Source organism: Bradyrhizobium lablabi, from assembly GCF_900141755.1.
GTDB classification, from domain to species: Bacteria; Pseudomonadota; Alphaproteobacteria; order Rhizobiales; family Xanthobacteraceae; genus Bradyrhizobium; species Bradyrhizobium lablabi_A.
This window is the reverse complement of the sequence record NZ_LT670844.1, coordinates 1438467-1463535: the sequence shown is the minus strand read 5'-3', so window position 1 is coordinate 1463535 and position 25069 is coordinate 1438467. Positions and strand designations below refer to the sequence as shown.

Sequence of the window (25069 nt, the reverse complement as noted above, 5' to 3'; positions counted from 1 at the left end):
GCCGTTATTAAGTGCAAAGACCTATTGTCGCGTCCGATGTCACCGGCTTGAATGATGGAACGAGCGACCTAACTTGAATCAAGAGATTGCTGCATTGCGGAACGATTGCTCGGGAATTGCGTCTTCAACTTGATCATTCGAGCGGCCCAGCGAGGGCCGGCTCTAGAAGAGGGATTACAATGTCCGCCACTGCCCAGACGCTGCGCCCGCCGTCCAGAACCCTGATGTTTCTGGAGGGGCGGGCGATCCATGAGCTCGGCGCGTTTATCGGCGCGTTGCCGCTGCTCAGCCTGGCGCCGAGGGGCGATGGTCATCCGGTACTGGTGTTGCCGGGGCTCGTCGCCTCGGATACCTCGACGCGCCCGCTGCGCAGCTTTTTGAAGAACCGCGGCTATGCGGTGAGCGGCTGGCGGCAGGGGCGCAATCTCGGCCTGCGCGATGGCGTGCAGCGCGCGATGGTCGATCTGGTGCGCGAGCTCACTGACGCGGAGGGCCGCAAGATCAGCCTGGTGGGCTGGAGCCTCGGCGGCGTCTATGCGCGGCAGCTCGCAAAAATGATGCCGGATCGGGTGCGTTCGGTGATCACGCTCGGCAGCCCGTTTGCCGGCCATCCCAAGGCGACCAACGCCTGGCGCGTCTATGAAATGGCGAGCGGCCGCCGCGCCGACGAAGAGGATTCGCGGTTCGGCGGATCCTTGTCGACCACGCCGCCGGTGCCGACCACCGCGATCTTCAGCCGCACCGACGGCATCTGCGCCTGGCAGGGCTGCATGGAAAAGCCGTCGGCGCTCTCGGAAAATATCGAGGTCGAAAGCAGCCATTGCGGCATGGGCCATCATCCGGCCGTGGTCTACGCGGTCGCCGATCGCCTGGCGCAGCCCGAGGGCAAATGGGCGCCATTCGACCGCAGCGGCTGGCGCAGCATCGTCTATCCCGATCCCAATCGGTAGCTGTTTTCCAGTCCGGTGGCTTTCATCCTTCGAGACGCCGCGCATCGCGCGGCTCCTCAGGATGAGGTCTTCCAGACCCTCGTGGTGAGGAGCGCGGCAACGCCGCGCGTCTCGAACCATGAGGCCCCGATAGGCGAGTGTTGTCGTCAATCCAAAAAACGCGCTATGCGTGGCGCATGGCGCATCCACTTGCCCGCATCATCGAACAGCTGAAGCGCGAACCCTCGCGTACCGGCTCGATCGTCATCACCGTGTTCGGCGATGCCATCGTGCCGCGCGGCGGTTCGGTCTGGCTCGGCACGCTGCTCGAATTCTTTGCGACCATCGACATCGACAGCTCCGTGGTGCGCACCGCGATGTCGCGGCTTGCGGCCGACGGCTGGTTCGAGCGAACCAAAGTCGGCCGCAACAGTTTTTACCGCCTGGTGCAGCGCGAGCGGCAGACTTTTGACATTGCGACCCGGCACATCTACGGCGCGCCGGTCTCCGACTGGACCGGACGGTTTGAGCTTCTGCTGATCGGCAATGGCGAGGATCGCGACGCTTCGCGCGAAGCGCTGAAGAATGCCGGTTTTGGGTCTCCGCTGCCGGGCGTGTGGGTCGCGCCTTCGGGCGTTCCGATTCCTGATGAAGCCGCGGGCGCGATCCGCCTGGAAGTATCCGCCGAGGACGAGGCCGGCCGGCGCCTGCTGCGCGAGAGCTGGCCGCTCGATCGTACCGCGGAGGCCTATCAAAAGTTCATGAAAACCTTCGGGCCGCTGCGTGACTGGACCGATCGCCGCGGCGCTCTCGCCGACGCCGACGCCTTCACCGCGCGGATTTTGCTGATTCACCATTATCGCCGCGTCGTGCTGCGCGACCCGTTGCTGCCGACGGCGTTACTGCCGGCGGACTGGCCGGGCCGGGTAGCGCGAAAACTCTGCGGCGAAATCTATCGCGGGCTGCTTCCCGCGTCCGAACAATGGCTTGACCGGCATGGAACCAACGAGACCGGGCCGCTGCCCGCCGCCGGCAAGGAGCTGGCCCGGCGGTTTTCCGACTAGATTTTATGTTACAAAAATAGATTGCATATCTAATTTTTTGTTATATATTCGGGTGCAACAAAGCTTCCGGGAGGTCGGTCATGTACACGCAGGCGCTCAATACGTCCGACACAGACGACCGCAATATCGAGGACGCCGCGCGCGCGGGGCAGTTTCAGGCCCGCGTCGACGCCGATGAACGCATCGAGCCGAACGACTGGATGCCGGCGGCCTATCGCAAGACCCTGACGCGGCAGATTTCACAGCATGCGCATTCCGAGATCGTCGGCATGCTGCCGGAGGGCAACTGGATCACCCGCGCGCCGACGCTGCGCCGCAAGGCCGCGCTGTTGGCAAAAGTGCAAGACGAATGCGGCCACGGGCTTTATCTATATGCCGCGGCGGAGACGCTCGGCACCTCGCGCGAGGAGCTGGTCGATCTGATGCTGGCGGGGAAGGCAAAATATTCCTCGATCTTCAATTACCCGACGCTGACCTGGGCGGATATCGGCGCGATCGGCTGGCTGGTCGATGGCGCCGCGATCATGAACCAGATTCCGCTGTGTCGTTGCTCCTACGGCCCCTATGCACGCGCGATGATCCGCGTCTGCAAGGAAGAATCCTTTCACCAGCGCCAGGGTTTCGAGATCATGCTGACGCTCTCGCGCGGCTCGGAAGAGCAGAAGGCGATGGCGCAGAGCGCGCTCGATCGCTGGTGGTGGCCGGTGCTGATGATGTTCGGTCCGCCGGACAAAGCGAGCCAGCACAGCGACACCTCGACCAAATGGAAAATAAAGCGCTTTTCCAATGACGAGCTGCGCCAAAAATTCGTCGATGCCACGGTGTCGCAGGCGCAATTTTTGGGCCTGACGATTCCCGATCCCGGCATGAAGCAGGATGAGGCCGGGCATTGGGTATATAGCGCGATCGACTGGAACGAGTTCAATCAGGTGCTCGCCGGCAACGGCCCGTGCAACCGCGATCGCCTGGCGGCGCGGCGCAAGGCGCATGATGAAGGCGCCTGGGTGCGCGAGGCAGCGCAGACCTTTGCCGAGAAGCGCAAGCAACGATTGGCAGCGCAAGCCGCCTGAAAAATTCATGGAGGTCATGATGGCCACGCCGAACACGCCACTGTGGGAAGTTTTCATCCGCAGCCGCAACGGATTGGCGCACAAGCATGTCGGCTCGCTGCATGCCGCGGACACGACGCTGGCGCTGCAGGCCGCGCGCGACATCTACACCCGCCGCGGCGAGGGATTGTCGATCTGGGTGGTGCCCTCGAGCGCGATCACCGCATCCGATCCGGCCGAGAAGGGCATGATGTTCGAACCGGCGGAATCCAAGATTTATCGCCACCCGACATTTTACGACGTGCCCGAAGAAGTCGGGCATATGTGATTCTTTTTCCCCTCATGGTGAGGAGGCGCGTTGGCGCCGTCTCGAACCATGAGGCCCGTGGCCCATCCTTCGAGACGCGCGCAAGGGGCGCGCTCCTCAGGATGAGGAAGAGCAAGTAGGTCCGCCGATATGGCCGTCGCCTCGATCGAAATCTCCGAAACGCCGCTCGTGCTCTACACGCTGCGCCGCGCCGACGACGCGCTGATATTGGGGCATCGGCTGTCGGAATGGTGCGGCCATGCGCCGATGCTGGAAGAGGACATGGCGCTCGCCAATATGGGTCTCGATCTCCTGGGCCAGGCGCGCGAACTCTATTCGTATGCGGCAAAGGTCGAAGGCAAAGGCAACGACGAGGACAAGTTCGCCTATCTGCGCGACGTCAGGCAGTACCGCAATCTCCTGCTGCTCGAGCAGCCGAACGGCGATTTCGCCCGCACCATGGTGCGGCAGTTCTTCTACGCGGCCTTCGCCGACCTCTATTGGCGCGCAATGACAAAATCGGGCGATGCGACGCTGGCGGCAATTGCGGCAAAATCCGAAAAGGAAATGGCCTATCATTTGCGCCATTCGTCGGAATGGATGGTCCGGCTCGGCGACGGCACCGAGGAAAGCCACGCCCGCGCGCAAACCGCGATCGACGATCTCTGGGCTTTTACCGGCGAGATGTTCCAGGTCGACGACAGCGACCGCGCGCTGATCGATGCCGGCATTGCGGTCGATCCCGCGACGCTACATTCGCAATGGCACAAAACCGTCTCCGATGTTGTCAGCGAAGCGACGCTTGTCCTCCCCAAAAGCGAGTGGATGCAGCAGGGCGGCCGCAGCGGGCGCCACAGCGAGCATCTCGGCCATCTGCTCAGCGAACTGCAATCGATGCAGCGGACCTTTCCGGGGGCCACATGGTGAACGCCGTGCTTGACGATGCCGAGTTACGGCGGCGCGCCTGGGATGCCGCGGCCAGCGTAGTCGATCCCGAAATTCCGGTGCTCACCATCGCCGATCTCGGCGTGCTCCGCGACGTTGCGATATCGGATGGTCGCGTCGAGGTCGCGATCACGCCGACGTATTCGGGCTGCCCGGCGATGAACATGATCGCGCTGGAGATCGAATTGGCGCTGGAACGCGAAGGATTCTCCAACTCAAAAATTCGAACCGTGTTGTCGCCGGCCTGGACCACCGACTGGATGAGCGAAGGCGGCCGCCGCAAACTCAGGGAATACGGCATCGCGCCGCCGCAGGCTTCTGGCTCCCGCCGGGCATTGTTCGGCGTGCAGCAGGTAGCATGCCCGCAATGCGGCTCAACGGATACCGAAGTGCTCTCCGAATTCGGCTCGACCTCCTGCAAGGCACTGTGGCGCTGCAAGAGCTGCCGCGAGCCGTTCGATTATTTCAAGTGTCATTAGACGCCCGTCATTGCGAGCCAACGGGTCGCGCGAATGCGCGCCCGATGATAAACTCCGCGAAGCAACCCATAGAGCCGCAAAGAAAGAGTGGATTGCTTCGTCGCTTCGCTCCTCGCAATGACGGTGAAGGCCTGGAGATCCGATGTCACTAACACCCCGTTTCCACCGTCTCGCCGTGAGCGACCTGCGCCGCGAATCTCCCGACGCGGTTTCGCTGACCTTTGCAATCCCGAAGGCGCTTGCGGACGATTATAGTTTCGCCCCCGGACAGTACCTGACCTTGCGCACCACGATGGACGGCGAAGAGGTTCGCCGCTCCTATTCGATTTGCTCCGGTCCTGATGACGGCGAATTGCGCATCGCGGTGAAGAAGGTCGATGGCGGCGCGTTCTCGAGCTGGGCCGCCGACGAGCTGAAACCCGGTGACGAACTCGATGTCATGACGCCGACCGGTCGTTTTGGCGTCGCTCCGGCGCCCGACAAAGCACGGCTCTATGTCGGGTTTGCCGCCGGCTCCGGCATCACGCCAATCCTCTCGATCGTGAAGGGCGTGCTCGCGCGCGAACCGCACAGCCGGTTTTTCCTGTTCTACGGTAATCGCTCGACCGAAGGCATGCTGTTTCGCGAGGCGCTGGAGGAACTGAAAGACCGTTTTATGCAGCGGCTCTCGCTGTTCCACGTGATCTCGGGTGAAGAGCAGGACATCCCGATCCTGCACGGCAGGCTCGACGGCGAGAAAGTGAGGGTGCTGCTGCGTTCGCTGGTGCCGGCGCAAAGCGTCGATCATGTTTTTGTCTGTGGCCCGACCGGCATGAGCGAGGACATCGAGGCGACCTGCCGGGATATCGGCATTGCCGCGGATCGCATTCACGTCGAGCGTTTTGTCTCCGGGCTCGGCGGCAAGCCGCGTCCCAAAACTGTCGTACCCGTGAGCGCGCCGCCGAAGGCGCATGCTTCATTGATCATCGACGGCAAGCGCCGCGAGGTGCCGGTCGCCGAGGGCGAGGCCATCCTCGATGCCGCGTTGCGCGCCGGCGTCGATCTGCCGTTCGCCTGCAAGGGTGGCATGTGTTCGACCTGTCGCGCCAAGCTGGTCGAGGGCGATGCGCAGATGGAAGTGAACTATTCGCTCGAGCCGTGGGAGCTCAAGGCAGGCTTCATCTTGACCTGCCAGGCGCGGCCGGTTTCGGAAAAGGTCGTGGTAGACTACGATCACGTTTGAAAAGAACAGGGAGGCGATAAGTGAACGTCAAGGCCACACTTTCGCCCGACGACCTCGCGCGCGCCTGCGCCGAGGCGATGTGGAAGGAAGACGACGCCAGCCAAGGCCTCGGCATGGAGATCGTCGAGGTCAAGGCCGGCGAAGCCACACTGGCGATGACGGTCATGCCGCACATGGTCAACGGCCAGCGCATCGCCCATGGCGGGTTTATCTTCCTGCTGGCGGATTCGGCATTCGCGTTTGCCTGCAACTCCCACAACGCGCGCGCGGTCGCGGCCCAGTGCGACATCACCTTCATCAAGCCGGGCAGGCTCGGCGATCGGCTGGTGGCTGTGGCACGGGAAATCTCGCGCAGCGGCCGATCCGGAATCTACGACGTGCGCATCAGCGTGGGCGACATCGTGATCGCCGAGTTTCGCGGTCATTCCTGCACAATCGGCGGTACATGGCTCCCGACTGAGGCGGGTGCAACGAAAAAATAACAAATTTTGAGGGAAACGCGCGATGGCTTCGACAAACCTAAAATCCAGAGCAAGCGGCTACAATGCCGAGATGGACGATGCGGAGCGGGCCTCGCGCGACGAAATCATCGCGCTACAGTCAAAGCGCCTCGCATGGTCGCTGGCGCATGCCTATGACAACGTCGCCCATTACAGACGCGCGTTCGACAAAGTCGGCGTGCATCCTTCCGACTTCAAACAGCTCTCTGACCTCGCGAAATTCCCGTTCACCGTCAAGACTGACCTGCGCGACAACTATCCCTTCAACATGTTCGCCGTCCCCCGCGAAAACCTGGTTCGCATCCACGCCTCTTCCGGCACCACCGGAAAGCCGATTGTGGTCGGATACACAAAGGCCGATATCGACGTCTGGTCGAACGTCATGGCGCGTTCGATCCGCGCCGCCGGCGGCCGCAAGGGCATGATCATCCATAACGCCTATGGCTATGGCCTGTTCACCGGCGGCTTAGGGGTGCATTACGGCGCCGAGCGGCTGGGCTGCACGGTCGTTCCGGTTTCCGGCGGCATGACCGAGCGGCAGGTGCAGCTGATCAACGATTTCAAGCCCGACATCATCACGGTGACGCCGAGCTATATGCTGGCGATTCTCGACGAGTTCAAAAAGCAGCGGCTGGAGCCGCGCAAATCTTCATTAAAGTTCGGCATCTTTGGCGCCGAGCCCTGGACCAATGCGATGCGGGCTGAGATCGAACAAGCGTTCGACATGGACGCGACCGATATTTACGGATTGTCCGAGGTGATGGGCCCCGGCGTCGCGCAGGAATGCATGGAGACAAAAGACGGCCTGCATGTCTGGGAGGATCATTTCTATCCCGAGGTGATTAATCCCGAGACCGGCGCGGTGTTGCCCGACGGCGAAAAGGGTGAGCTTGTCTTCACCTCATTGACCAAGGAAGCGTTTCCGGTGATCCGCTACCGAACCCGCGACCTGACGCGGTTATTGCCGGGCACCGCGCGGCCGGGCATGCGGCGCATGGAGAAGGTCACCGGACGATCCGACGACATGATCATCCTGCGCGGCGTCAACGTGTTTCCGACCCAGATCGAGGAAGTGTTGCTCGCGACCGATTGGTGCGGCGGCCATTTTGTCATTGAACTGACGCGCGAGGGACGGATGGACGAGATGGCGGTCCTGGCGGAAGCGCGCCCCGAGAGCTGGGACGGCAGCGGGCTGACGCCGCATGCCGAAAAAGTCTCGATCTTCATCAAGAACACCATCGGCATCTCCGCGCGCGTCAAGATCGTCGCGCCCGAGACGCTGGAGCGCTCGCTCGGCAAGGCCAGGCGCGTATTCGACAAGCGGCCGAAGGAATAGGTTCTTCCCCTCATGGTGAGGAGGCGCTCTCGCGCCGTCTCGAACCATGAGGCCCCGCCGGTGGCCTCAATCCTTCGAGACGCGGCGAACGGGTCCGCGCGAAGCGCGGCCCGATGATAAACTCCGACGCCGCTCCTCAGGATGAGGGGCGGTTCTTCCCCTCATGGTGAGGAGGCGCTCTCGCGCCGTCTCGAACCATGAGGCCCCGCCGGTGGCCTCAATCCTTCGAGACGCGGCCAACGGGTCCGCGCGAAGCGCGGCCCGATGATAAACTCCGACGCCGCTCCTCAGGATGAGGGGAAATACTGGCCTCCTCCTGAGGAGCTTGCGAAGCAAGCGTCTCGAAGGATGGCAACACGTGGACTCGCGGCCGTCTTTCGAGACGCGCGTAAAAGCGCGTTCCTCGGGATGAGGTCAGTGATATATTCTCAGACTCTGAGGCTGGATTGCGAGACCAGGTGATCGAAGTGGTTGAAGGTGCCTTTCTTTACATTCTTCGATGTTCCGATGGAAGTTTCTACATCGGAACAACGCGTACTGCGTTAGAAATACGAATTGCTCAGCACAACGCCGGGACTTTTGGGGGTTACACAGCGACTCGCCGACCGGTAACGCTAGTATTCTCTCAGTGGTTTGACCGCATAACCGACGCCGTAGAAAATGAACGGAAGTTGAAGAAGTGGAGTCGAGCGAAGAAAGAGGCGTTCATACGGGGCGACTACGCGGCACTACAATTGCTCTCGGCTCGTAGATCGCCACATCGTCGAACGTCGGAGAACGGTTAAATGGCCCAAATCCGTTACCTCGTAAAAGACGTGGACGCGGCAGCGGCGTTTTACGAGCAATGTCTTGGATTTCGCCTGGTGCAAAAATTCGGCCCCGCCATGGCCATATTGGAACAGGGAGACCTCAGATTGTGGATCGCGGGTCCGCTGTCCTCTGCCGGCAAAGCCTTGCCCAGCGGGGAGCAACCTGCCTCCGGCGGATGGACCAGATTTGTGCTTTCTGTCCACGACCTTGACGGGCAGGTTTCGAAGCTAAAAGAGAAGGGCGTTCGCTTTAGAAGCGACATCATCTCAGGGCCCGGAGGCCGGCAGATCCTTTGCGAAGATCCGTCAGGCAATCCAATCGAACTGTTCGAAGCTGCCCAATGAATTCGGTTCCCCAGGAAACCAATGTTGCCTCCGCCATGGTCGAGGCCCGCTGCGTGCGCCTGCTGATAAAGGCTGCCGATCCGGCTTCGCTCGCGCCCGTCATCGAGCGGCGTACGCTGTCGTGCGCGGCCGGAGAGGTGCTGATCGAGATCAAGGCGGCAGCGGTCAATCCCTCCGACGTCAAGGCCGCGACGGGACTGATGCCCTACGCGGTATTTCCACGTACTCCGGGCCGCGACTATGCGGGGGTCATCATCGACGGCCCGAGCGATGCGATCGGGCGCGAGGTGTTCGGCTCGTCCGGCGATCTCGGCATCCGGCGCGACGGCACCCACGCCACGCATCTCACCATTGAGGCCGATGCGGTGGTGGAGAAGCCGAGGAGCATTTCCTGGGAGGAGGCCGCCGGCATCGGCGTTCCCTTCGTCACCGCGATGGAAGGTTTTCGGCGCGCCGGGATGCCGACCGAAGGCGAGACGGTGCTGGTGATGGGCGTCAACGGCAAGGTCGGCCAGGCCGCGGTGCAGATCGCAAGCTGGCACGGCGCGCGCGTGATCGGCGTGGTGCGCAAGAACGAATTTTATCAGGGCCACGCCACCTCAAAAGTTGAAGTGATCGACGCATCCGCCGTGGAGGTCGGCACGCGCGTTCGCGAACTCACGGACGGCAAGGGCGCCGGCCTCGTATTCAATACCGTCGGCGATCCCTATTTTGAGGCCGCGACCAAATCGCTTGCGCTGCGCGGACGCCAGATCCTGATCGCCGCCGTCCATCCGGTGGTGCCGTTTAATATCTTCGAATTCTATCGCGGCCAGCACACCTATGTCGGCATCGATACGCTGGCACTGTCGTCGACTGCGACCGGCGCGGTGCTCAGGGAACTCGCCCCCGGCTTTGCCAGCGGGCATCTGAAACCGTTTCCGATTCTGCCGAGCGCGATCTATCAGCTGGAGGACGCAAAAGCCGCTCTTGTCGCGGTCGCCGGTTCGTCGCGCGACCGCGTGATCCTGCGGCCCTCCGGCTAACAGGAGAGCGGGGCGGAAACCAAACCGTTCGCGTTTGCCCGGAAGGCAAAGGTTTTGTTATAGCAAAGCGAAAATTATTCCTTAACTTGGACCGTGCCGGCCCACGCGGCCCGCGCAAGAATACGTAAGGGAAAGCCAAGTGCTGAGCGGTGGCAACATTGTCATAGTTGGCGGACTGCTGATCGGCCTGCTTTACGGCGCGGTCGCCTTGTTGAGCGGCTTCTGCCTGCTCAGCGGCCTGCGCGGCTGGTGGGCGCGCGGCGACAGCCGCCTGATCCGGACCTACGCGCTGGCGCTCGGCGTTGCCATCGTCGCGACGCAGCTCCTCGCCGCGAGGGGCGTCGTCGACCTCGGAAAATCGATTTACTTACAGCCGTCGTTTTCAGCGCCGCTGATGTTTTTCGGCGGACTATTGTTCGGCTACGGCATGGTGCTTGCGAATGGCTGCGGCTCGCGTGCGCTGGTGCTGCTCGGCCGCGGCAATCTGCGCTCGTTTGTCGTGGTAATCGTGCTCGGCATCGCGGCGCAAATGACGCTGAAGGGGCTGGTCGCGCCGGCGCGGATCTTTTTGCTGCAGGCGTCGCAGACGACGCCAAAGATCATTTCGCTGCCGGCGCTAGTGTCGCTAGCGGGCCTCAGCGAGAATTTCGCGCGCACACTTGCCGCCTCCGTGATCGCGGGCGCGCTGATCATCTTTGCCTTCGCGCACGCGCCGTTCCACCGCTCCTGGGGCCAGATCGCGGCGGGATTTGCCGTCGGATTGCTGGTTACCGCGGGATGGTTTGCGACCGGCTATCTCGGCGCCGACGATTTCAACCCGGTAGCCGTCACCTCGCTCACCTTCATCGCGCCGATTGCGGACGCGGTGCAATACGCCATGCTCTCGACCGGGCTGACGCTGAATTTCGGCATCGCTGTGGTTGCCGGCGTGTTCGCGGGAAGCCTGGTGACGGCGCTCTCGACGCGCCGCTTCCAGTGGGAAGGATTTAGCTCGCCGCGCCATATGCTGCGCTCGATCGGAGGCGCGGCGCTGATGGGCGCGGGCGGCGCGATGGCCTATGGCTGCTCGATCGGGCAGGGTTTAACCGGCCTCTCGACGCTGGCGCTGGCCTCGTTCGTCGCCGTTGCGGGAATCTTGTTGGGTACCGCCGCAGGCCTGCGCGGCGCGCTTCGTGTGCAGCCATTGGTGTCGGCTGACGCGCAGTCGGGCCCCCTGAGCTGAAGCCACAGGCCGCTTCACGTCCGTCAGTCCGCCGCCTTGGTCACGATACGTATCTCCGAGGTAAGGGTGCGATGCACCGGGCACTTGTCGGCGATTTCCATCAGTCGCTCGCGCTGATCGGCATCGAGGTTGCCTTCCATCGCGATCACCCGGTCGATCTGGTCGAGCATGCCGGCCTTGGTTTCGCATTCGGCGCAATCCGCCGCATGGATCTTGCTGTGCTTCAGCGTCACCGTGGTCCGCTCCAGCGGCAATGCTTTGCGCTCGGCGTACAGCCGCATGGTCATCGATGTGCAGGCGCCAAGGCCGGCAAGGACAAAATCATAGGGCCCGGGCCCGGTGTCCTCGCCGCCGGCGGCAACCGGTTCATCGGCCAGCATGCGGTGCGGTCCCACGCTGATCATCTGCTGGAATTTGTTGTTGCGGGTTTCGCGGACCACGACCATGCGCGCCGCTTCGCCTGAAACGACGGCCTGCTCCGGTTCGACCGGATCGAGATAGCGCTCCGCCCAGGCGGCGATGACGCCTGCGACGTACGCCGCGTCGCGCTTGCCGGTCAACAAATGATCGGCGCCCGCCAGCGACACAAAGCTCTTGGGATGTTTTGCCGTGACGAAGATACGCGTGGCGTTGTCGATGCCGACGGTGTCGTCGGTCGGCGAATGCATGATCAGCAGCGCCTTGTGCAAATTCGCCACATGCTCCATCAGGCCGTGTTCGGCGATGTCGTCGAGGAATTCGCGTTTGATGTGGAAGGGACGGCCGGCCAGCGAGACCTCCACCTTGCCATGCTTGCGGATGTCCTCGATGCGATCTTTGAACAGCCCGGTGACATGCGCGGGATCGGACGGTGCGGCGATGGTGACGACGGCTTTGGCGTCGGGAATCTGCCCGGCGGCGGCGAGGATGGCCGCGCCGCCGAGACTATGGCCGATCAGGATCGACGGGCCTTTGCGGGTCCCGCGCAAATGGTCGGCGGCGCGCACCAGGTCGGCGACGTTCGAGGAAAACGTCGCATTGGCAAAATCGCCTTCGCTGGAGCCCAAGCCCGTAAAGTCGAACCGCAGTACCGCGATGCCTTTTGCCGAAAGCGCGACCGCAATGCGCCTCGCCGCCAGCACGTCCTTGCCACAGGTAAAACAATGCGCAAACAACGCATAGGCGATCGGCTCGCGCTCCGGCAGGTCCAGCGCGGCTGCGAGTTGATGGCCTTCCGAGCTCGTGAATTGGAAACGTTCAGTCGGCACGTTCAGTCTCCATGGTTGGGATGGAAGCCGCGGTCAATCGCCGGAATAGCGCTGCTCGGCCCACGGGTCGCCGCGGTTGTGATAGCCGCGGACTTCCCAATAGCCGGGCGCGTCGTGCTCCAAAAATTCGATGCTCTGCAGCCATTTTGCGCTTTTCCAGAAATAGAGATGCGGCACCACCAGCCGCACCGGGCCGCCATGCTCGGCCTCGATCGGCGCGCCCGACCAGCTATGCGCCAGCAGCGCGTCGTCGGCGGCAAAATCTTCCAGCGCGAGGTTGGTGGTATAGCCGTCATGGGAGTGCAGCACCACGAAACGCGCTTCGTCGCGCGGCTGACAGGCCATCAAAAGATCGTGGGTCGAGAGCCCCTCCCACTGATTGTCGTAGCGCGACCAGGTGGTGACACAGTGGATGTCGGAGGTGAATTGCGTCTGCGGCTGTGCGAAAAACTGCGCAAAATCCCAGAAGATCGGCTTTTCAACCGCGCCGTAGACGTCGAGCCGCCAGCGCTCGCGCGAAATCTGCGGCGTCAGGCCGAGATCGAGGACCGGCCAGTCCCGGGTCAGGTGCTGTCCGGGCGGCAGGCGCTGCTCCTCGGGCCGCGAGGTTTTTCCGGTGAGGAATTTGCCCTCGCGCGCCCAGCGCTGCTTGCTGCGCGTCAGCTTTGAGTCCCAGGGCGGCTCACTCTCGTCGTTCAAATCCCCGGCCATATCCTGCGCCTTCGCTATTGGTGACCTTCGTTATTCGTGACGGTGCATCGCCGATTCATGCTTGGTGTCGCGCATGGTCGTGTAGATGATCAGCGACAGAAAGATGATGCCGCTGAGATAATAAAAAAACCACTCCTCGTGCCCTAGCGACTTGAAGTAAAGCGCAATCGCAGGCGCCGTGCCGCCGAACAAAGAGACGGTGATCGCGTAGGGCAGGCCTACGCCGAGGGCGCGGACATTGGTCGGGAACAATTCAGCCTTTACGATGGCGTTGATCGAGGTGTAGCCGGCGACGAACAGCCAGGCCGCGCAAATCAGCAGGAACGCGATGAACGGCGATTTTGCCTCTTTCAGCGTGGTCAGGATCGGGATGGTCGCAAAGGTGCCGGCGATGCCGAAAAAGATCAACAGCGGCTTGCGGCCGATGCGGTCGGACAACGCGCCGTAGATCGGCTGCAGCAAGGTCGCGAAAATCAGCGAGCCGAAGATCACGAGGGTGGTCTGATCCTCGGTCAATCCGACCGACAATTTGACGAACGTCTGCATATAGGTCGTGAAGGTATAAAACGCGGCGGTGCCGCCGGCGGTGAGGCCGACCACCAGCAAGAGCTCGCGTGGATATTTTAGAAGGCCGCGGATCGAGCCGCTGGGTTTTGCGATTTTCTTCGCTTCCTCGAACGCCTCGGTCTCATGCAGTTTGCGGCGCATCACCGCGGCAAAAATCGCGAGCAGGGCGCCGATCACGAACGGAATCCGCCAGCCCCATGCTTTCAATTCCTCAGGCGTCAAGAACACCTTTTGCAACAGCAGCAGGACGATGATCGCGGTGAGCTGGCCGCCGATCAGGGTGACGTATTGGAAGGAGGAATAGAAGCCGCGATGGTTGGGGTCGGCGACCTCGCTCAGATAGGTGGCGCTGGCGCCATACTCGCCGCCAAGACTCAAGCCCTCGATGATCCGCGCCAGCGCCAGGATGGCTGGCGCTGCGATGCCGATCGAGGCATAGGTCGGCGTTACCGCGATGATCAGCGAACCGAAGCACATGCAGATCACCGACAGCGTCAGTGACAGCCGGCGGCCGTAGCGATCGGCGATGTAACCGAACAGCCAGCCGCCGAGCGGCCGCATCAGGAAGGTCGCGGCGAACAGCACGGCGGCGTTGAGCTGCTGCACCACGGGATCGCTGTTCGGAAAGAACGCCGGCGCGAAATAAAGCGAAAACGCCGTATAGGCGTAGAAATCGTACCATTCGACGAGATTGCCGATCGAGCCAATGAAGATCGCCTTGATCCGGCGTTCCGCGTCGGCGAGATCGATGTGATCGGGGGCCGATTCTACGGCTTCAACGGACATGGCGGCCTCCAGCAAATGAAGGCCGCTTGTTAGCAGACTTCAGCCCGGCTTTCCAAACAGCATTGGCAGTTGCCGCGGTCCCCGAACCGTGCCTTCCGACCAGGTGACCTGGCCGGCCGGGTCCAGTCTGAACTCCGGAATACGCTTCAGCCATTCCTCGATCGCAACCGTCATCTCCATCCGCGCCAAATTGGAGCCGACGCAGCGGTGGATGCCGAGGCCGAACGCGGCATGGCGGTTCTCCTTGCGGTCGATCACGACCTTGTCGGCGTCTGGGAACATGGCGGGGTCGCGGTTGGCGGCGGGGAACGACAGCAGCACCATGTTGCCCGGCTTGATCGGGCAGCCCGCAATCTCCGTTTCCTTGATCACCTCGCGCGCCATGGTCACCGGCGAATAGGCCCGCAGCAATTCCTCGATAGCGGTCGGCAGCAATTCCGGCTCCGCGATCAGGCGGTCGCGATCGGCGGGCGTTTTCGCCAGATGCCAGAGCGAGGAACCGATCGCGCTCCAGGTCGTGTCAATGCCGGCAATCAGCAGAAGTCGCAGCGAGCCCAGCACATGGGTATCATCCAAAGGTTGGCCATTCTTGTCCTTGGCATTCATCAATGTCGAAATCAGGTCATCGGTGGGCTGCTTCTTGCGCTCCTCGATATGGCCGGCGAAATAGGCGGTCATCTCGCCTACCGCCTGCCTCAGTATGCTTTCGTCCTTGATGCTGAGCTCGAGGATCTGGTGGATCCACTTGATAAAGAGATCGCCGTCCTTTTCGGGGATACCGAGCATGTGGGCGATGGCGCGAACCGGGACGTGCTTGGTGTAGCGCGCGGCGGCATCGCATTTGCCGTCTTGGATGAATTCGTCGATCAGCTCGTTGCAGATGGCGCGAACCCGCGGTTCGAGCTTCTTCATCGCGTCGGGGGTGAACGGCGGCAGCAGCAATTGCTTGGCTGGCTTGTGCTCGGGCGGATCGGAGGTGATCGGCGGCGCGGCGTTCTTCGAAAGCTCCGGCCGCTCGTCGCGCACGATGACACGGCGCGAGGAAAAATGTTCGGTGTCGTAGGCGATTTCCTTCACCGCCTGATAGGTGGTCGGCAGGTAGACGCCGTGAAATCGCTTGGTGTGAACCACCGGGCATTCGTTGCGCAGTTCATCCCAGATCGGAAACGGGTCTTCGGTCCAGCGCGGATCGGTATGGTCGAAATCGTGGACCCAATCGGTTACGGGAGGGTGATCGGGCGCGACGGGGGCGGTGTCGGACATCGGGACAAATCCTCTGGTTCGTTCGCTCAAATCAAATGATGGGCGGCGCCAACCGCTTCGCGGCGAGATTCATTCCTCGGTCACTTCGATTGCGATTTCCGGGCAATTCGCCTGCGCAAGCCATGCCTTGTCCTCGAGCCCCGCGGGCACGGAGCCGTCGCCGACTTCGTGTGCGTTGCCGTATTCGTCGAGCTCGAACAGTTCGGGCGCCAGCGACTTGCAGCGGGCGTGTCCCTGACACTTCTCCTGGTCGACGCGCAGCCTCAATCTGGGGGATTTCGACATTCGACTTGACCTCCCTTTACCGTCGCCCGCGACCGCTTCGCGCACCGGCCGGCCATGCTTCGCGCTTCGATCCCTTCAGAGGGCGCGCTGTTTTCTATTGTACCGAAATATAGGCATGACTATAATATTGCCGTCAATACAAATTTGGATGATCGCGTGACCGCAGATGGACAGCCGACGGACTGGCTTACCGTTCGGGACCTCCCCGGCATCCTGCCGACGCGGCAGCGCCGCAGCCAGGAAACTTCGGTTGCGCTCCTGGAAGCCGCCGCCCTGATGTTGCGCGAGCGTTCGCTCGATGAACTTTCGATCGAGGATTTGTGCACGCGCGTCGGCGTCACCATCGGCGCCTTCTATGGCCGCTTCGAAAGCAAGGATGCCTTCTTCAATGCGCTGATGTCGCTTGCGGTCACGCGGGCGCTCGCCGCCGTCCGCGCGGCGGTCGCCGATGAGGACAATCTCGGCAGCGGGCTGGAAGCGGCGTGTCGAAGGGTGGTCGAAGTCGCCGTCGAAGTGGTGCGCCGCAACGATGGCGTCGTCCGCGCCGCCTCGCAATTCGAGAGCATCTATCCGGACCGGTGGGGAACCATCCGCACCACCGGAGGCGCCATGGTCGATCTCGCCACGCCGTTACTGCTGGCGCGGATGGGCCGCGGCCGGATCGAGGCGAAGAAGCGCAGCATCGGCTTCGCGTTTCAGATGATGTTCGGCACCCTGGTCAACGCGGTGCTGCACAAGCCAAAACTTGTCTCGCTCCAGGAGCCGGAAATGATCGACCGTCTCGCGTTGGCGATGTTTTTGCAGTTGCAGCACGAGGCGCGGGCGGACAGGCCGGCGAAGTAGCGGCTTGAACTGCGGCGGCTCGTGCTCTTCCTCATCCTGAGGAGCGGCCTCTTGGCCGCGTCTCGAAGGATGGGGAAGCCACCGTGGCCTCATGGTTCGAGACGGCGCAAGAGCGCCTCCTCACCATGAGGGGAAGCTACTTCGCAGGCCTCGGGTCGATCGGTGTCGTGCCGCGTATCCCCAAAATGTCCTCCAGCATTTTTGCTCCCGCAAGAAGCTGCGCCTCGCCACGCGACGGCGCCACGATCTGCAAGCCGACCGGCAGGCCTGACGCGGTAAACCCGCACGGCAGCGACAGTGCCGGGCAGCACGCCAGCGTGATGGCGTAGACGATCGCGAGCCACTGGACGTAATTGTCGAATTTTACGCCTGCACATTCGGCGACATAACGGTTCTCGACCGGAAACGGCGCCACAATAGTGGCCGGCGCCAGCAGCAGATCGTAGGTCTTGAAGAATTCAAGTGTGCGCGCGGCCATCGCGACCCGCTGGGCTTCGGCGCGTTCGAGCTGCTCGACCGAAAGTTTCAGGCCTTCCTCGATGTTCCAGATCACCTCGGGCTTGAGCTGGTCGCGCTTGGTGCGCAGCAGCGCCGCCTTGCTGATGGCAAAATCGAACGCGCGCAGCACATGGAAACATTCGTGCGCCTCGCGCAGGTCCGGATGGGCTTCTTCGACAATTACGCCTGCCTCGGCGAAGCGTTCAGCCGCCTTCCGTGTGATGGCGGCAACTTCGGGATCGACCGGGGTGATGCCGAGGTCGGGCGAATAAGCGATGCGCTTCGGCCTCTCTCCGGAGCGCGCGGCGGACAAGAACGAGGTCGGTAGCACGGGGAGCGATAACGGATCGGCCGGATGCTCGCCGCTCATGGCGTCGAGCAATAGTGCTGCGTCCTCGATATTGCGCGCCATCGGGCCGTGCACCGTCAGATTGCGATCGATCTTGAAGGCGGGGGAATGCGCAACCCGGCCGATGCTGGGCCGCATCCCGACGATGCCGCAAAAACTTGCGGGGTTGCGCAGCGAGCCGCCCATGTCGCTGCCATGCGCGAGCCACGCGGTGCCGGTCGCAAGCGCGACCGCGGCACCGCCGGAGGAGCCGGCGGCGGAGCGCGTGAGGTCCCAGGGGTTGAGGGTTGGGCCAAACACCTCATTGAAAGTGTTGGCGCCGGCGCCGAATTCCGGGGTGTTGGATTTGGCGTAGATCACGCCGCCATTGGCTTCGAGGTGTTCGACCACGATATCGGAGCGCGCCGAGATCGTGTCCCGGTAGATCGGCGAGCCCTGCGTGGTCCGCACGCCCTCGACATTGGTGAGGTCCTTGATCGGCAGCGGCAGCCCGGCGAGCAGGCCGCGCTCGCCGGCTGGTTTTTTCATCAGCGCCCTCGCATGGTCGCGGGCGCGATCGAAGCAAAGCGTCGGCAGGGCGTTGACCTTGCCGTCGACTTGCCCGATCCGCCGTTCCAGCACGTCGAGCAGATCGAGCGGCGTGATTTCGCCGGCCTTGAGCTTGTCGACCACGGCGCACGCCGTCGCCCGCACCAGTTCTTGATCGGATCCCACCATGTTTCTCCGTTCGTTCCGCTTCTCGGCGGCCGGTAGTGCTGTAAAACATTTTCGGGCAAGAGGAAACGCACGACAACGCACCATCATCGGAGACTAACGCATGGCTACGCCGTTCGACGCGCCTGACTGGCGCGGCATGAGCCGGGAAGCGCTTGACCTCGGCCTCAACAACGGCGTTGCGGTCAAGGGAAGCGCCGACATCGTCGCCGGCTGGGAGCGCCGCTCGGCTGTAATGCGGGCGCGCCATTCCGGACATCTCGACCTGCGCTACGGTCCGCGCGAGCGCAATCGCATCGACTTTCTCAAAGCGCGCGAAAAGGCGCCGACGCTTTTGTTCATCCACGGCGGCTATTGGCAGCTTCGCGCCAAGGAAGTTTTTGCGCTATTTGCCGAAGGTCCGCTAGCGCATGGCATCAATGTCGCGCTGATCGGCTACACGCTGGCGCCGGAGGCGACGCTGGATGAGATCGTCGCCGAGATACACGCCGGCATCGGTTCTCTCGCCGAACGGTTGCCCGCGCTCGGCGGTGATGCTGACGGAATCGTGGTGTCCGGTTGGTCCGCCGGCGGCCATCTGACGGCGATGGCGCTGGCGCATCCGCAGGTGAAAGCGGGAATCGGCATCAGCGGCATCTACGACCTCGAGCCGATCCGACACAGCTATCTCAACGACAAACTAAAGCTCGATGAGGGAATGTCGCGGCGCAACTCGCCGATGCTGCAGCAAGGCGGCGCGACAAAGCCGCTGGCGCTGGTCGCTGGCAGCGCAGAGTTGCCGCTGCTCCGCAAGCAGAGTGCGGATTTTGCCTGCCATCGCGCGAGGTTCGGATTGCCGGTCAGTTACGAGGAAATTCCCGGCGCCGACCATTTTACGATCATGCACGAGATGATCGCGCCGGGTGGGCGGATTACGACGTTGGTCAGGCAGTTGTGCGAGTGAGACTAGGATGTTCGTCATGGCCGGGCTTGTCCCGGCCATCCACGTCTTGTTGCGCCAAGGAAAGACGTGGATGCCCGCGACAAGCGCGGGCATGACGACTGAGAGTGATCGCTCGCGTCTCGCGATCTGGGCAGGCCGTGCACTACCCCCAACCCGCACTGATCCCGCCATCGACAGTAAAGATCACCCCCGACGTATAGCCGGAGCGGTCGGAGGCCAAGAACGCCATCAGGTCGCCGATTTCGCGGGCGTGCGCGGGGCGGCCGAGCGGCAGGCCCTTCTGGAATTCCTTGTAGCGGTTCTCGTCGCCGAATTGATGTTTTGCACGCGTCTTGAGCAGCGTGACGTGGCGATCGGTGCCGACCGGGCCCGGATTGATGCCGACCACGCGGATGTTGTCGGCTAGGCTCTTTCCGCCTAACGCGCGGGTAAAAGCCATCAGCGCGGCGTTGCCGGCGCTGCCGCAGATGTAATTGGCGTCGAATTTTTCACCGGCGGCGCCGATGTCGTTGACGATCACGCCGTGCCCGCGTGCCTTCATCTGCGCGTAGATCGCCCGCGTCAGATTGATATAGCCGAACACTTTCAGCTCCCAGGCGTGGCGCCAGGTCGCCTCGTCGATCTTGTCGATCGAGCCGCCCGGAATGTCACCGGCATTGTTGACGAGGATGTCGATATCGGCTGCGTCTTTCGCGAGCTTCGCAATATCCTCGCCCTTGCGGAGGTCTACGACATGGGCCGTGGCGTCGATCTGATGGGCCGAGCGCAGACGCTCGGCAAGCGCCTTCAATTGGTCGCCGCTGCGGGCGGCAAGACGGAGATGGCAGCCTTCTTCGGCAAAGGCTTCGGCAGCGGCAGCGCCGATGCCCTTCGATGCGCCCGTGATCAGGACGCGCTTGCCGCGCAAATGCAGGTCCATGGGTTTTCTCTCTTGGTGGGGGAGACGTTTGATTTAAGCGTCCTCGGGAAGTTTTTAATTGTTAGGCTGGGGTCGCGGAAGCGGTCAACATTGCACTGCACCGTTGCACCGTGACAAACTTTGGTCCATTGCAATCGGAGCAGATCAGGGGCGTTGCCGGCGCGGCCAGACGAATAAGGAAACTATCGATGAGCAACGGAAGAAAGCCATATCGGATCGCGGTCATTGCCGGCGACGGCATCGGCAAGGAGGTGGTGCCGGAAGGCCTGCGCGTGCTGGAGATGGCGGCGAAAAAGCACGGTGTGGCCGTGCATTTCGATCAGTTCGACTTCGCGTCCTGGGATTATTACGAAAAGCACGGCGAGATGATGCCGGAGGATTGGAAGGAAAAGATCGGCAAACACGACGCGATCTATTTCGGCGCGGTCGGCTGGCCGGCCAAAATCCCCGATCACATTTCCTTGTGGGGGTCGCTGATCAAATTCCGCCGGGAATTCGACCAGTACGTCAATCTGCGCCCGGTGCGGCTGATGCCGGGAGTGCCGTCGCCGCTTGCGAACCGCAAGCCCGGCGATATCGATTTCTGGGTGGTGCGCGAGAACACTGAAGGCGAATACTCGTCCGTCGGCGGGCGAATGTTCCCGGGGACCGAGCGCGAATTCGTGATCCAGGAAACCATCATGACCCGTACCGGCGTCGATCGCATCTTAAAATTCGCATTCGATCTGGCGCAGTCGCGGCCGAAGAAGCATCTGACCTCGGCGACCAAGTCCAACGGGATTTCGATCACGATGCCGTATTGGGACGAGCGCGTCGAGGCGATGGCGAAAGCCTATCCCAAGGTGAAGTGGGACAAGTACCACATCGACATCCTCACCGCGAATTTTGTGCTGCACCCGGACTGGTTCGACGTCGTGGTCGGCTCCAACCTGTTCGGCGATATCCTGTCCGATCTCGGTCCGGCCTGCACCGGTACCATCGGGATTGCGCCCTCGGGCAACATCAATCCGGAAGGCAATTTCCCGTCCGTGTTCGAGCCGGTGCATGGCTCGGCGCCCGATATCGCGGGGCAGGGGATTGCCAATCCGATCGGCATGATCTGGTCCGGCGCGATGATGCTGGAGCATCTCGGCGAGAAGCCGGCCGCGGCGGCGATCGTCACCGCAATCGAGCGCACGCTCGGCGAACGTACGCTGCGCACGCGGGATCTCGGCGGCAATGCCGACACCACGGCTTGCGGCAAGGCGGTCGCGGAGATGGTGGAGTAGCCCGCGCCACCTCTAAGCAGGGACCCATAACCACAACTGTCTGTTGTGATGTTGCGCTGTGGCCTCAGCCTCGCGCGACAACGCCGGCCTGTGGTTATGGGTCCCGGCTCAAGGCCGGGACGACGAGGTGGGTTACCCCTTCACAATCCGCCGGCAATGCTCCCACGCTGCACCAATCAGATTCTCGCTCGCCTCGGGGGTGCGGAACGCCGAATGCGCCGACAGCGTCACGTTTTGCAATTTCGTCAGCGGATGATCCTTTGGCAGCGGCTCGATGTTGAAAACGTCGAGCCCGGCATGCCGGATGTGGCCCGACTTCAACGCATCGATCATCGCGGCCTCGTCCACGATGGCGCCGCGGGCGGTGTTGACGAGGATGACGCCCGGCTTCATCGCCGCGATGCGCTCGCGGGTGATGAACCCTCGGGTTTCGTCGTTCAACAACAGATGCAGCGAGATGATTTGGCTCTGCGCCAACAGCGTATCGATATCCACGAATTCGACCCCGGCAAATTTTTTGGGCGTCCGGTTCCAGGCGATGACGCGCATGCCGCCGCCGAGCGCGATGCGGGCCACTTCGGCGGCGATGCCGCCGAACCCGATCAGGCCGAGCGTCTTGCCGGTCAACTGCATGGCGTCTTCGCGCAGCCAGTTGCCGGCGCGCATCTCGCGATCCATTTTCGCGATGCCGCGCGCGGCCTCCCACATCAGCGCGATCGCGCATTCGGCGACCGCGGTGTCGCCATAGCCTTTTATGAGGTGAACTTCGATGCCAAGCTCGGCGAGCTCGTCCGGATTCATGTAGCTGCGGGCGCCGGTGCCGAGGAAGACGACGTGCTTTAGCCCGGTGCAGCGTCGCGCGACGTCGGTCGGCAACGCCGTGTGATCGATGACGACGATCTCGGCGCCGTCGAGCAAGGCGGGCATCTGGTCTGATTTGATGTCGGGATCGCGGTTGATACGCACCGGCGGATCGCCGGGCTTGTTCAGCCGTTCGAAAATCACCGCCAGCGATTCATTGGCATCGACAAATACACCGCGCACCGAAAATCTCCCACTCTTCTCAGGAAGCGACGCCGGCGAGCGCCAGCACCGTATGCATCAACACGTTGGCGCCTGCCGTGCAATCGGCTTGCGTGGCATCCTCGAGCTCGTTGTGGCTGACGCCGTCCTTGCAGGGCACGAACACCATCGCCGTGGGCATGATGGTGTTGAGATTGCAGGCGTCGTGACCGGCGCCGGAGGTGATGCGGCGGTGTGAATAGCCGAGCGCCTTGGCGGCATGTTCCACCGCATCGACCAGTTTGGCGTCGAAATGGGTCGGCGGCTTGTGCCAGACCAGATCGAGCGCGACCTCGACCTTGCGCCGCGCCGCGATTTCCGAAATTGCCGCGCGCAGATCCTTATCGAGCGCGGCCATAATCGCGGCATCGGAACTGCGGCAATCCATGGTGAAGGCAATCTCGCCGGGAATGACGTTGCGCGAGGGTTTTGCAATCACGGCTTCGCCGATGGTGCCGACCGCGTTGGGGCCGCGTTTTTTCGCAATGCTCTCCATCGCCAGCACGATCTCCGACAGGGTTGCCAGCGCGTCGCGGCGGAGCGGCATCGGGGTCGAGCCGGCGTGGCTCTCAAAGCCCGTGATCTTGCCGTCATACCACAACACGCCCTGGCCGGAATCGACCACGCCGATGGTCTTGCCTTCGGCTTCAAGGATCGGCCCCTGCTCGATGTGCAGTTCGACAAAGTTTGAAAATTTCTGGGTGCCCACCGGCTTCTCGCCGCGATAGCCGATGCTGTCGAGCGCCTCGCCCACCGTGACGCCCTCTGCATCCCTGCGCGACAAGATATCGTCGGTGGTGAAATCGCCGACATAGGCGGCGGACGCCATCATGGCCGGCGCAAAGCGCGAGCCCTCTTCGTTGGTCCAGTTGACGATGCAGATCGGCATTTCGGTTTCGATCCCGGCATCGTTGAGCGTGCGCACCACTTCGAGCGCGGCGAGCGTGCCGAGCACGCCGTCGAACTTGCCGCCGGTCGGTTGCGTATCGAGATGCGAGCCCAGCCCGATCGGCGGCTTCGACATGTCGCGTCCTTTGCGAAGCGCGAACATCGAACCCAGCGTGTCGACATGCACCTCGAGGCCGGCCGCCTCGCACGACTTGCGGAACCAGTCGCGCACCTGCTTGTCTTCAGGGCCAAGCGTCAGCCGCCGCACGCCGCCTTTTGGCGTGGCGCCGAATTTTGCGGTTTCGTGAATGGTATCCCAGAGACGGGCGGAATCGATCTGAAGATTGGATGCGACGGGGCTCATGCGGCGGTTCCAGAACTCTTGGACACGGTGACTGCTCTACTTCTCCCTCTCCCCGCTTGCGGGGAGAGGGTCGGGGTGAGGGGGGCTATCCGCGAAGCTGGTGCCCATCGATAGACCGGTACCCCCTCACCCGGATTGCTTCGCAATCCGACCTCTCCCCGCAAGCGGGGAGAGGTGAACCGAGCTTTTCAATGCCGCGCCGGCGGCGGCGCGTCAACCAAGGTGCTCGACTGCGCGATCCGGCTTGCGAGCTCGGCGACGAGTTCGACCGCAACCGTGTCGGGGGATTCCAGCCAGCTCGCCGAAAACGTCAGCGGCGCGATCGTGAGGTCGGTCGACAGCAGTTGCAATCGCCCGTCGGCCATTTCGTTCTCGACGATCGCGGTGGGGATGACCGCGACGCCGAGCCCCTCGATCGCCATGTGGACCACGGTCGCCAGCGACGCGCTGGCGTGCAGCCGGATTGGCGGCAGACCGGGCCGGTTGAACAGCGAGCGCACGATCTCGTAAGGTTGGGTCTTGCTCGGAAAAGTGATGATCGGAAATTTTGCGAGGTCGTGGACCGTCAGCGGGCCATTGCCGAGGCCGAGCCCGGGACTGGCCAGGAAACCGACCGGATAATCGCACAGCACGCGGCTGCGTACGCTGGGTGTTGACAATGGGCCGAGCACGAAGCCGAGCTCGATCTCCTGCGCCAACAGCCGCGCTTGCAGGTTCGGGGTGATATCGACTTCGATCTCCAGTGACAGGTTGGGATAGGTGGTGTTGAGGCTCTTGATCAGCCGCGGCAGCCAGGTGTGCACGATGGTCTCGGCGACGCCGAGCCGCAACACGCCGCGCATGGCCGAGCGGTCGCCGACCGCCGCCATCATTTCCGAGCGCAGCCCGATCAGCTTTTCCGCATAGACCATCAACTGGCGGCCGCCGGGGGTCGGCGAGGCCACGCGGTGGTCGCGGTGCAGGAGTTTTACCCCCATCTCGCGTTCGAGCTGGGCGATCCGCTGCGAGATCGCCGGCTGGGTGGTGTTCAGCCGCTGCGCCGCCCCGCGAAAACTGCCCAAGGTCGCCACCCACAGGAAGGTCTCGATCGACTTGAAATCCACCATCAGCCCAAAACTCCCATCGATAAT

General features: G+C 62.7%; 26 protein-coding genes. 16 read left to right on the top strand and 10 right to left on the bottom strand.

The features are described 5' to 3' along the window. Window positions 1–179: 179 nt before the first annotated feature. The 13 genes from B5526_RS06990 (at window position 180) to B5526_RS06930 (ending at window position 11232) form a co-directional block, all read left to right on the top strand. A complete protein-coding gene (locus B5526_RS06990; protein ID WP_079537553.1) occupies window positions 180–950 on the top strand; it encodes an esterase/lipase family protein in 771 nt (256 codons plus the stop codon). A 176-nt stretch (window positions 951–1126) separates the two neighbouring features. Beyond that, window positions 1127–1993 carry a phenylacetic acid degradation operon negative regulatory protein PaaX gene (gene paaX, locus B5526_RS06985; RefSeq protein WP_079537552.1) on the top strand — a complete coding sequence of 289 codons (867 nt, stop codon included), beginning with the start codon at window positions 1127–1129 and terminating at the stop codon, window positions 1991–1993. An 80-nt stretch (window positions 1994–2073) separates the two neighbouring features. Beyond that, the gene (gene paaA / locus B5526_RS06980; RefSeq protein ID WP_079537551.1) at window positions 2074–3063 is read left to right on the top strand and encodes a 1,2-phenylacetyl-CoA epoxidase subunit PaaA; all 990 of its coding nucleotides are present in this window, start codon (window positions 2074–2076) and stop codon (window positions 3061–3063) included. A gap of 19 nt (window positions 3064–3082) precedes the next feature. Continuing rightward, complete coding sequence (paaB, locus tag B5526_RS06975) at window positions 3083–3370, top strand: 1,2-phenylacetyl-CoA epoxidase subunit PaaB (RefSeq protein ID WP_079544756.1); 288 nt, start codon at window positions 3083–3085, stop codon at window positions 3368–3370. 129 nt (window positions 3371–3499) lie between these two features. Further along, window positions 3500–4276, top strand: coding sequence for a 1,2-phenylacetyl-CoA epoxidase subunit PaaC (gene paaC, locus B5526_RS06970; protein WP_079537550.1), 777 nt, complete (start codon window positions 3500–3502; stop codon window positions 4274–4276). Next, window positions 4270–4773, top strand: coding sequence for a 1,2-phenylacetyl-CoA epoxidase subunit PaaD (paaD, locus tag B5526_RS06965; protein WP_079537549.1), 504 nt, complete (start codon window positions 4270–4272; stop codon window positions 4771–4773). Before paaC ends, paaD begins: the two co-directional genes overlap by 7 nt. A 142-nt stretch (window positions 4774–4915) precedes the next feature. Further along, complete coding sequence (gene paaE / locus B5526_RS06960) at window positions 4916–5995, top strand: 1,2-phenylacetyl-CoA epoxidase subunit PaaE (protein WP_079537548.1); 1080 nt, start codon at window positions 4916–4918, stop codon at window positions 5993–5995. 20 nt (window positions 5996–6015) lie between these two features. Beyond that, window positions 6016–6477 (top strand): hydroxyphenylacetyl-CoA thioesterase PaaI, encoded by a 462-nt coding sequence (gene paaI / locus B5526_RS06955; RefSeq protein WP_079537547.1) that lies wholly within the window; start codon window positions 6016–6018, stop codon window positions 6475–6477. 22 nt (window positions 6478–6499) lie between these two features. Next, entirely contained in the window at window positions 6500–7831 is a 1332-nt protein-coding gene (gene paaK / locus B5526_RS06950; protein ID WP_079537546.1) for a phenylacetate--CoA ligase PaaK, read from the top strand. Between the two features lie 458 nt (window positions 7832–8289). Then, window positions 8290–8616 carry a GIY-YIG nuclease family protein gene (locus B5526_RS06945; protein WP_349642764.1) on the top strand — a complete coding sequence of 109 codons (327 nt, stop codon included), beginning with the start codon at window positions 8290–8292 and terminating at the stop codon, window positions 8614–8616. Then, a complete protein-coding gene (locus tag B5526_RS06940) occupies window positions 8617–8985 on the top strand; it encodes a VOC family protein (RefSeq protein ID WP_079537545.1) in 369 nt (122 codons plus the stop codon). Then, complete coding sequence (locus tag B5526_RS06935) at window positions 8982–10010, top strand: quinone oxidoreductase family protein (RefSeq protein WP_079537544.1); 1029 nt, start codon at window positions 8982–8984, stop codon at window positions 10008–10010. Before B5526_RS06940 ends, B5526_RS06935 begins: the two co-directional genes overlap by 4 nt. Window positions 10011–10149: 139 nt before the next feature. Continuing rightward, entirely contained in the window at window positions 10150–11232 is a 1083-nt protein-coding gene (locus B5526_RS06930) for a YeeE/YedE family protein (RefSeq protein ID WP_154071176.1), read from the top strand. 23 nt (window positions 11233–11255) lie between these two features. On the opposite strand, the gene B5526_RS06925 is transcribed toward B5526_RS06930, so the two are convergent. From B5526_RS06925 to B5526_RS06905, 5 genes are all read right to left on the bottom strand, one after another. Beyond that, window positions 11256–12479 (bottom strand): bifunctional alpha/beta hydrolase/OsmC family protein, encoded by a 1224-nt coding sequence (locus tag B5526_RS06925; protein WP_079537543.1) that lies wholly within the window; start codon window positions 12477–12479, stop codon window positions 11256–11258. A gap of 33 nt (window positions 12480–12512) precedes the next feature. Continuing rightward, complete coding sequence (locus tag B5526_RS06920) at window positions 12513–13178, bottom strand: sulfite oxidase-like oxidoreductase (RefSeq protein WP_079544753.1); 666 nt, start codon at window positions 13176–13178, stop codon at window positions 12513–12515. A gap of 42 nt (window positions 13179–13220) precedes the next feature. Continuing rightward, complete coding sequence (locus tag B5526_RS06915) at window positions 13221–14543, bottom strand: MFS transporter (protein ID WP_079537542.1); 1323 nt, start codon at window positions 14541–14543, stop codon at window positions 13221–13223. Between the two features lie 39 nt (window positions 14544–14582). Further along, window positions 14583–15806 (bottom strand): cytochrome P450, encoded by a 1224-nt coding sequence (locus B5526_RS06910; protein WP_079537541.1) that lies wholly within the window; start codon window positions 15804–15806, stop codon window positions 14583–14585. A gap of 69 nt (window positions 15807–15875) precedes the next feature. Beyond that, complete coding sequence (locus tag B5526_RS06905) at window positions 15876–16091, bottom strand: ferredoxin (RefSeq protein WP_079537540.1); 216 nt, start codon at window positions 16089–16091, stop codon at window positions 15876–15878. Between the two features lie 156 nt (window positions 16092–16247). Here B5526_RS06905 and B5526_RS06900 point away from each other — a divergent pair, with 156 nt between their 5' ends. Then, window positions 16248–16934 carry a helix-turn-helix domain-containing protein gene (locus B5526_RS06900; RefSeq protein ID WP_244562210.1) on the top strand — a complete coding sequence of 229 codons (687 nt, stop codon included), beginning with the start codon at window positions 16248–16250 and terminating at the stop codon, window positions 16932–16934. Window positions 16935–17070: 136 nt separating this feature from the next. Here the strand turns inward: B5526_RS06900 and B5526_RS06895 are convergent, their stop codons facing one another. Further along, window positions 17071–18495: an amidase gene (locus tag B5526_RS06895; RefSeq protein WP_244562209.1), complete on the bottom strand. Its 1425-nt coding sequence runs from the start codon at window positions 18493–18495 to the stop codon at window positions 17071–17073. A 103-nt stretch (window positions 18496–18598) separates the two neighbouring features. Here B5526_RS06895 and B5526_RS06890 point away from each other — a divergent pair, with 103 nt between their 5' ends. Beyond that, a complete protein-coding gene (locus tag B5526_RS06890) occupies window positions 18599–19438 on the top strand; it encodes an alpha/beta hydrolase (protein ID WP_079537537.1) in 840 nt (279 codons plus the stop codon). Window positions 19439–19580: 142 nt separating this feature from the next. Here the strand turns inward: B5526_RS06890 and B5526_RS06885 are convergent, their stop codons facing one another. Beyond that, entirely contained in the window at window positions 19581–20357 is a 777-nt protein-coding gene (locus B5526_RS06885) for an SDR family oxidoreductase (RefSeq protein WP_079537536.1), read from the bottom strand. Window positions 20358–20545: 188 nt separating this feature from the next. On the opposite strand from B5526_RS06885, the gene B5526_RS06880 reads away from it, so the two are divergent. Continuing rightward, the gene (locus B5526_RS06880; RefSeq protein ID WP_079537535.1) at window positions 20546–21625 is read left to right on the top strand and encodes a tartrate dehydrogenase; all 1080 of its coding nucleotides are present in this window, start codon (window positions 20546–20548) and stop codon (window positions 21623–21625) included. 132 nt (window positions 21626–21757) lie between these two features. Here the strand turns inward: B5526_RS06880 and B5526_RS06875 are convergent, their stop codons facing one another. The 3 genes from B5526_RS06875 to B5526_RS06865 form a co-directional block, all read right to left on the bottom strand. After that, window positions 21758–22669, bottom strand: coding sequence for an NAD(P)-dependent oxidoreductase (locus B5526_RS06875; protein ID WP_079537534.1), 912 nt, complete (start codon window positions 22667–22669; stop codon window positions 21758–21760). 19 nt (window positions 22670–22688) lie between these two features. Next, window positions 22689–23939 carry a Zn-dependent hydrolase gene (locus B5526_RS06870; RefSeq protein ID WP_079537533.1) on the bottom strand — a complete coding sequence of 417 codons (1251 nt, stop codon included), beginning with the start codon at window positions 23937–23939 and terminating at the stop codon, window positions 22689–22691. A 188-nt stretch (window positions 23940–24127) separates the two neighbouring features. Beyond that, a complete protein-coding gene (locus B5526_RS06865) occupies window positions 24128–25045 on the bottom strand; it encodes a LysR family transcriptional regulator (protein WP_079537532.1) in 918 nt (305 codons plus the stop codon). Window positions 25046–25069 lie beyond the last annotated feature (24 nt).

Excerpts from the sequence above, each read along its gene's own strand:
- B5526_RS06990 (WP_079537553.1), top strand. The coding sequence starts at position 180 with ATGTCCGCCACTGCCCAGACGCTGCGCCCGCCGTCCAGAACCCTGATG.
- paaX (WP_079537552.1), top strand. The coding sequence starts at position 1,127 with ATGGCGCATCCACTTGCCCGCATCATCGAACAGCTGAAGCGCGAACCC.
- paaA (WP_079537551.1), top strand. The coding sequence starts at position 2,074 with ATGTACACGCAGGCGCTCAATACGTCCGACACAGACGACCGCAATATC.
- paaB (WP_079544756.1), top strand. The coding sequence starts at position 3,083 with ATGGCCACGCCGAACACGCCACTGTGGGAAGTTTTCATCCGCAGCCGC.
- paaC (WP_079537550.1), top strand. The coding sequence starts at position 3,500 with ATGGCCGTCGCCTCGATCGAAATCTCCGAAACGCCGCTCGTGCTCTAC.
- paaD (WP_079537549.1), top strand. The coding sequence starts at position 4,270 with ATGGTGAACGCCGTGCTTGACGATGCCGAGTTACGGCGGCGCGCCTGG.
- paaE (WP_079537548.1), top strand. The coding sequence starts at position 4,916 with ATGTCACTAACACCCCGTTTCCACCGTCTCGCCGTGAGCGACCTGCGC.
- paaK (WP_079537546.1), top strand. The coding sequence starts at position 6,500 with ATGGCTTCGACAAACCTAAAATCCAGAGCAAGCGGCTACAATGCCGAG.
- B5526_RS06940 (WP_079537545.1), top strand. The coding sequence starts at position 8,617 with ATGGCCCAAATCCGTTACCTCGTAAAAGACGTGGACGCGGCAGCGGCG.
- B5526_RS06935 (WP_079537544.1), top strand. The coding sequence starts at position 8,982 with ATGAATTCGGTTCCCCAGGAAACCAATGTTGCCTCCGCCATGGTCGAG.
- B5526_RS06915 (WP_079537542.1), bottom strand. The coding sequence starts at position 14,543 with ATGTCCGTTGAAGCCGTAGAATCGGCCCCCGATCACATCGATCTCGCC.
- B5526_RS06910 (WP_079537541.1), bottom strand. The coding sequence starts at position 15,806 with ATGTCCGACACCGCCCCCGTCGCGCCCGATCACCCTCCCGTAACCGAT.
- B5526_RS06905 (WP_079537540.1), bottom strand. The coding sequence starts at position 16,091 with ATGTCGAAATCCCCCAGATTGAGGCTGCGCGTCGACCAGGAGAAGTGT.
- B5526_RS06890 (WP_079537537.1), top strand. The coding sequence starts at position 18,599 with ATGGCTACGCCGTTCGACGCGCCTGACTGGCGCGGCATGAGCCGGGAA.
- B5526_RS06885 (WP_079537536.1), bottom strand. The coding sequence starts at position 20,357 with ATGGACCTGCATTTGCGCGGCAAGCGCGTCCTGATCACGGGCGCATCG.
- B5526_RS06880 (WP_079537535.1), top strand. The coding sequence starts at position 20,546 with ATGAGCAACGGAAGAAAGCCATATCGGATCGCGGTCATTGCCGGCGAC.
- B5526_RS06870 (WP_079537533.1), bottom strand. The coding sequence starts at position 23,939 with ATGAGCCCCGTCGCATCCAATCTTCAGATCGATTCCGCCCGTCTCTGG.
- B5526_RS06865 (WP_079537532.1), bottom strand. The coding sequence starts at position 25,045 with ATGGTGGATTTCAAGTCGATCGAGACCTTCCTGTGGGTGGCGACCTTG.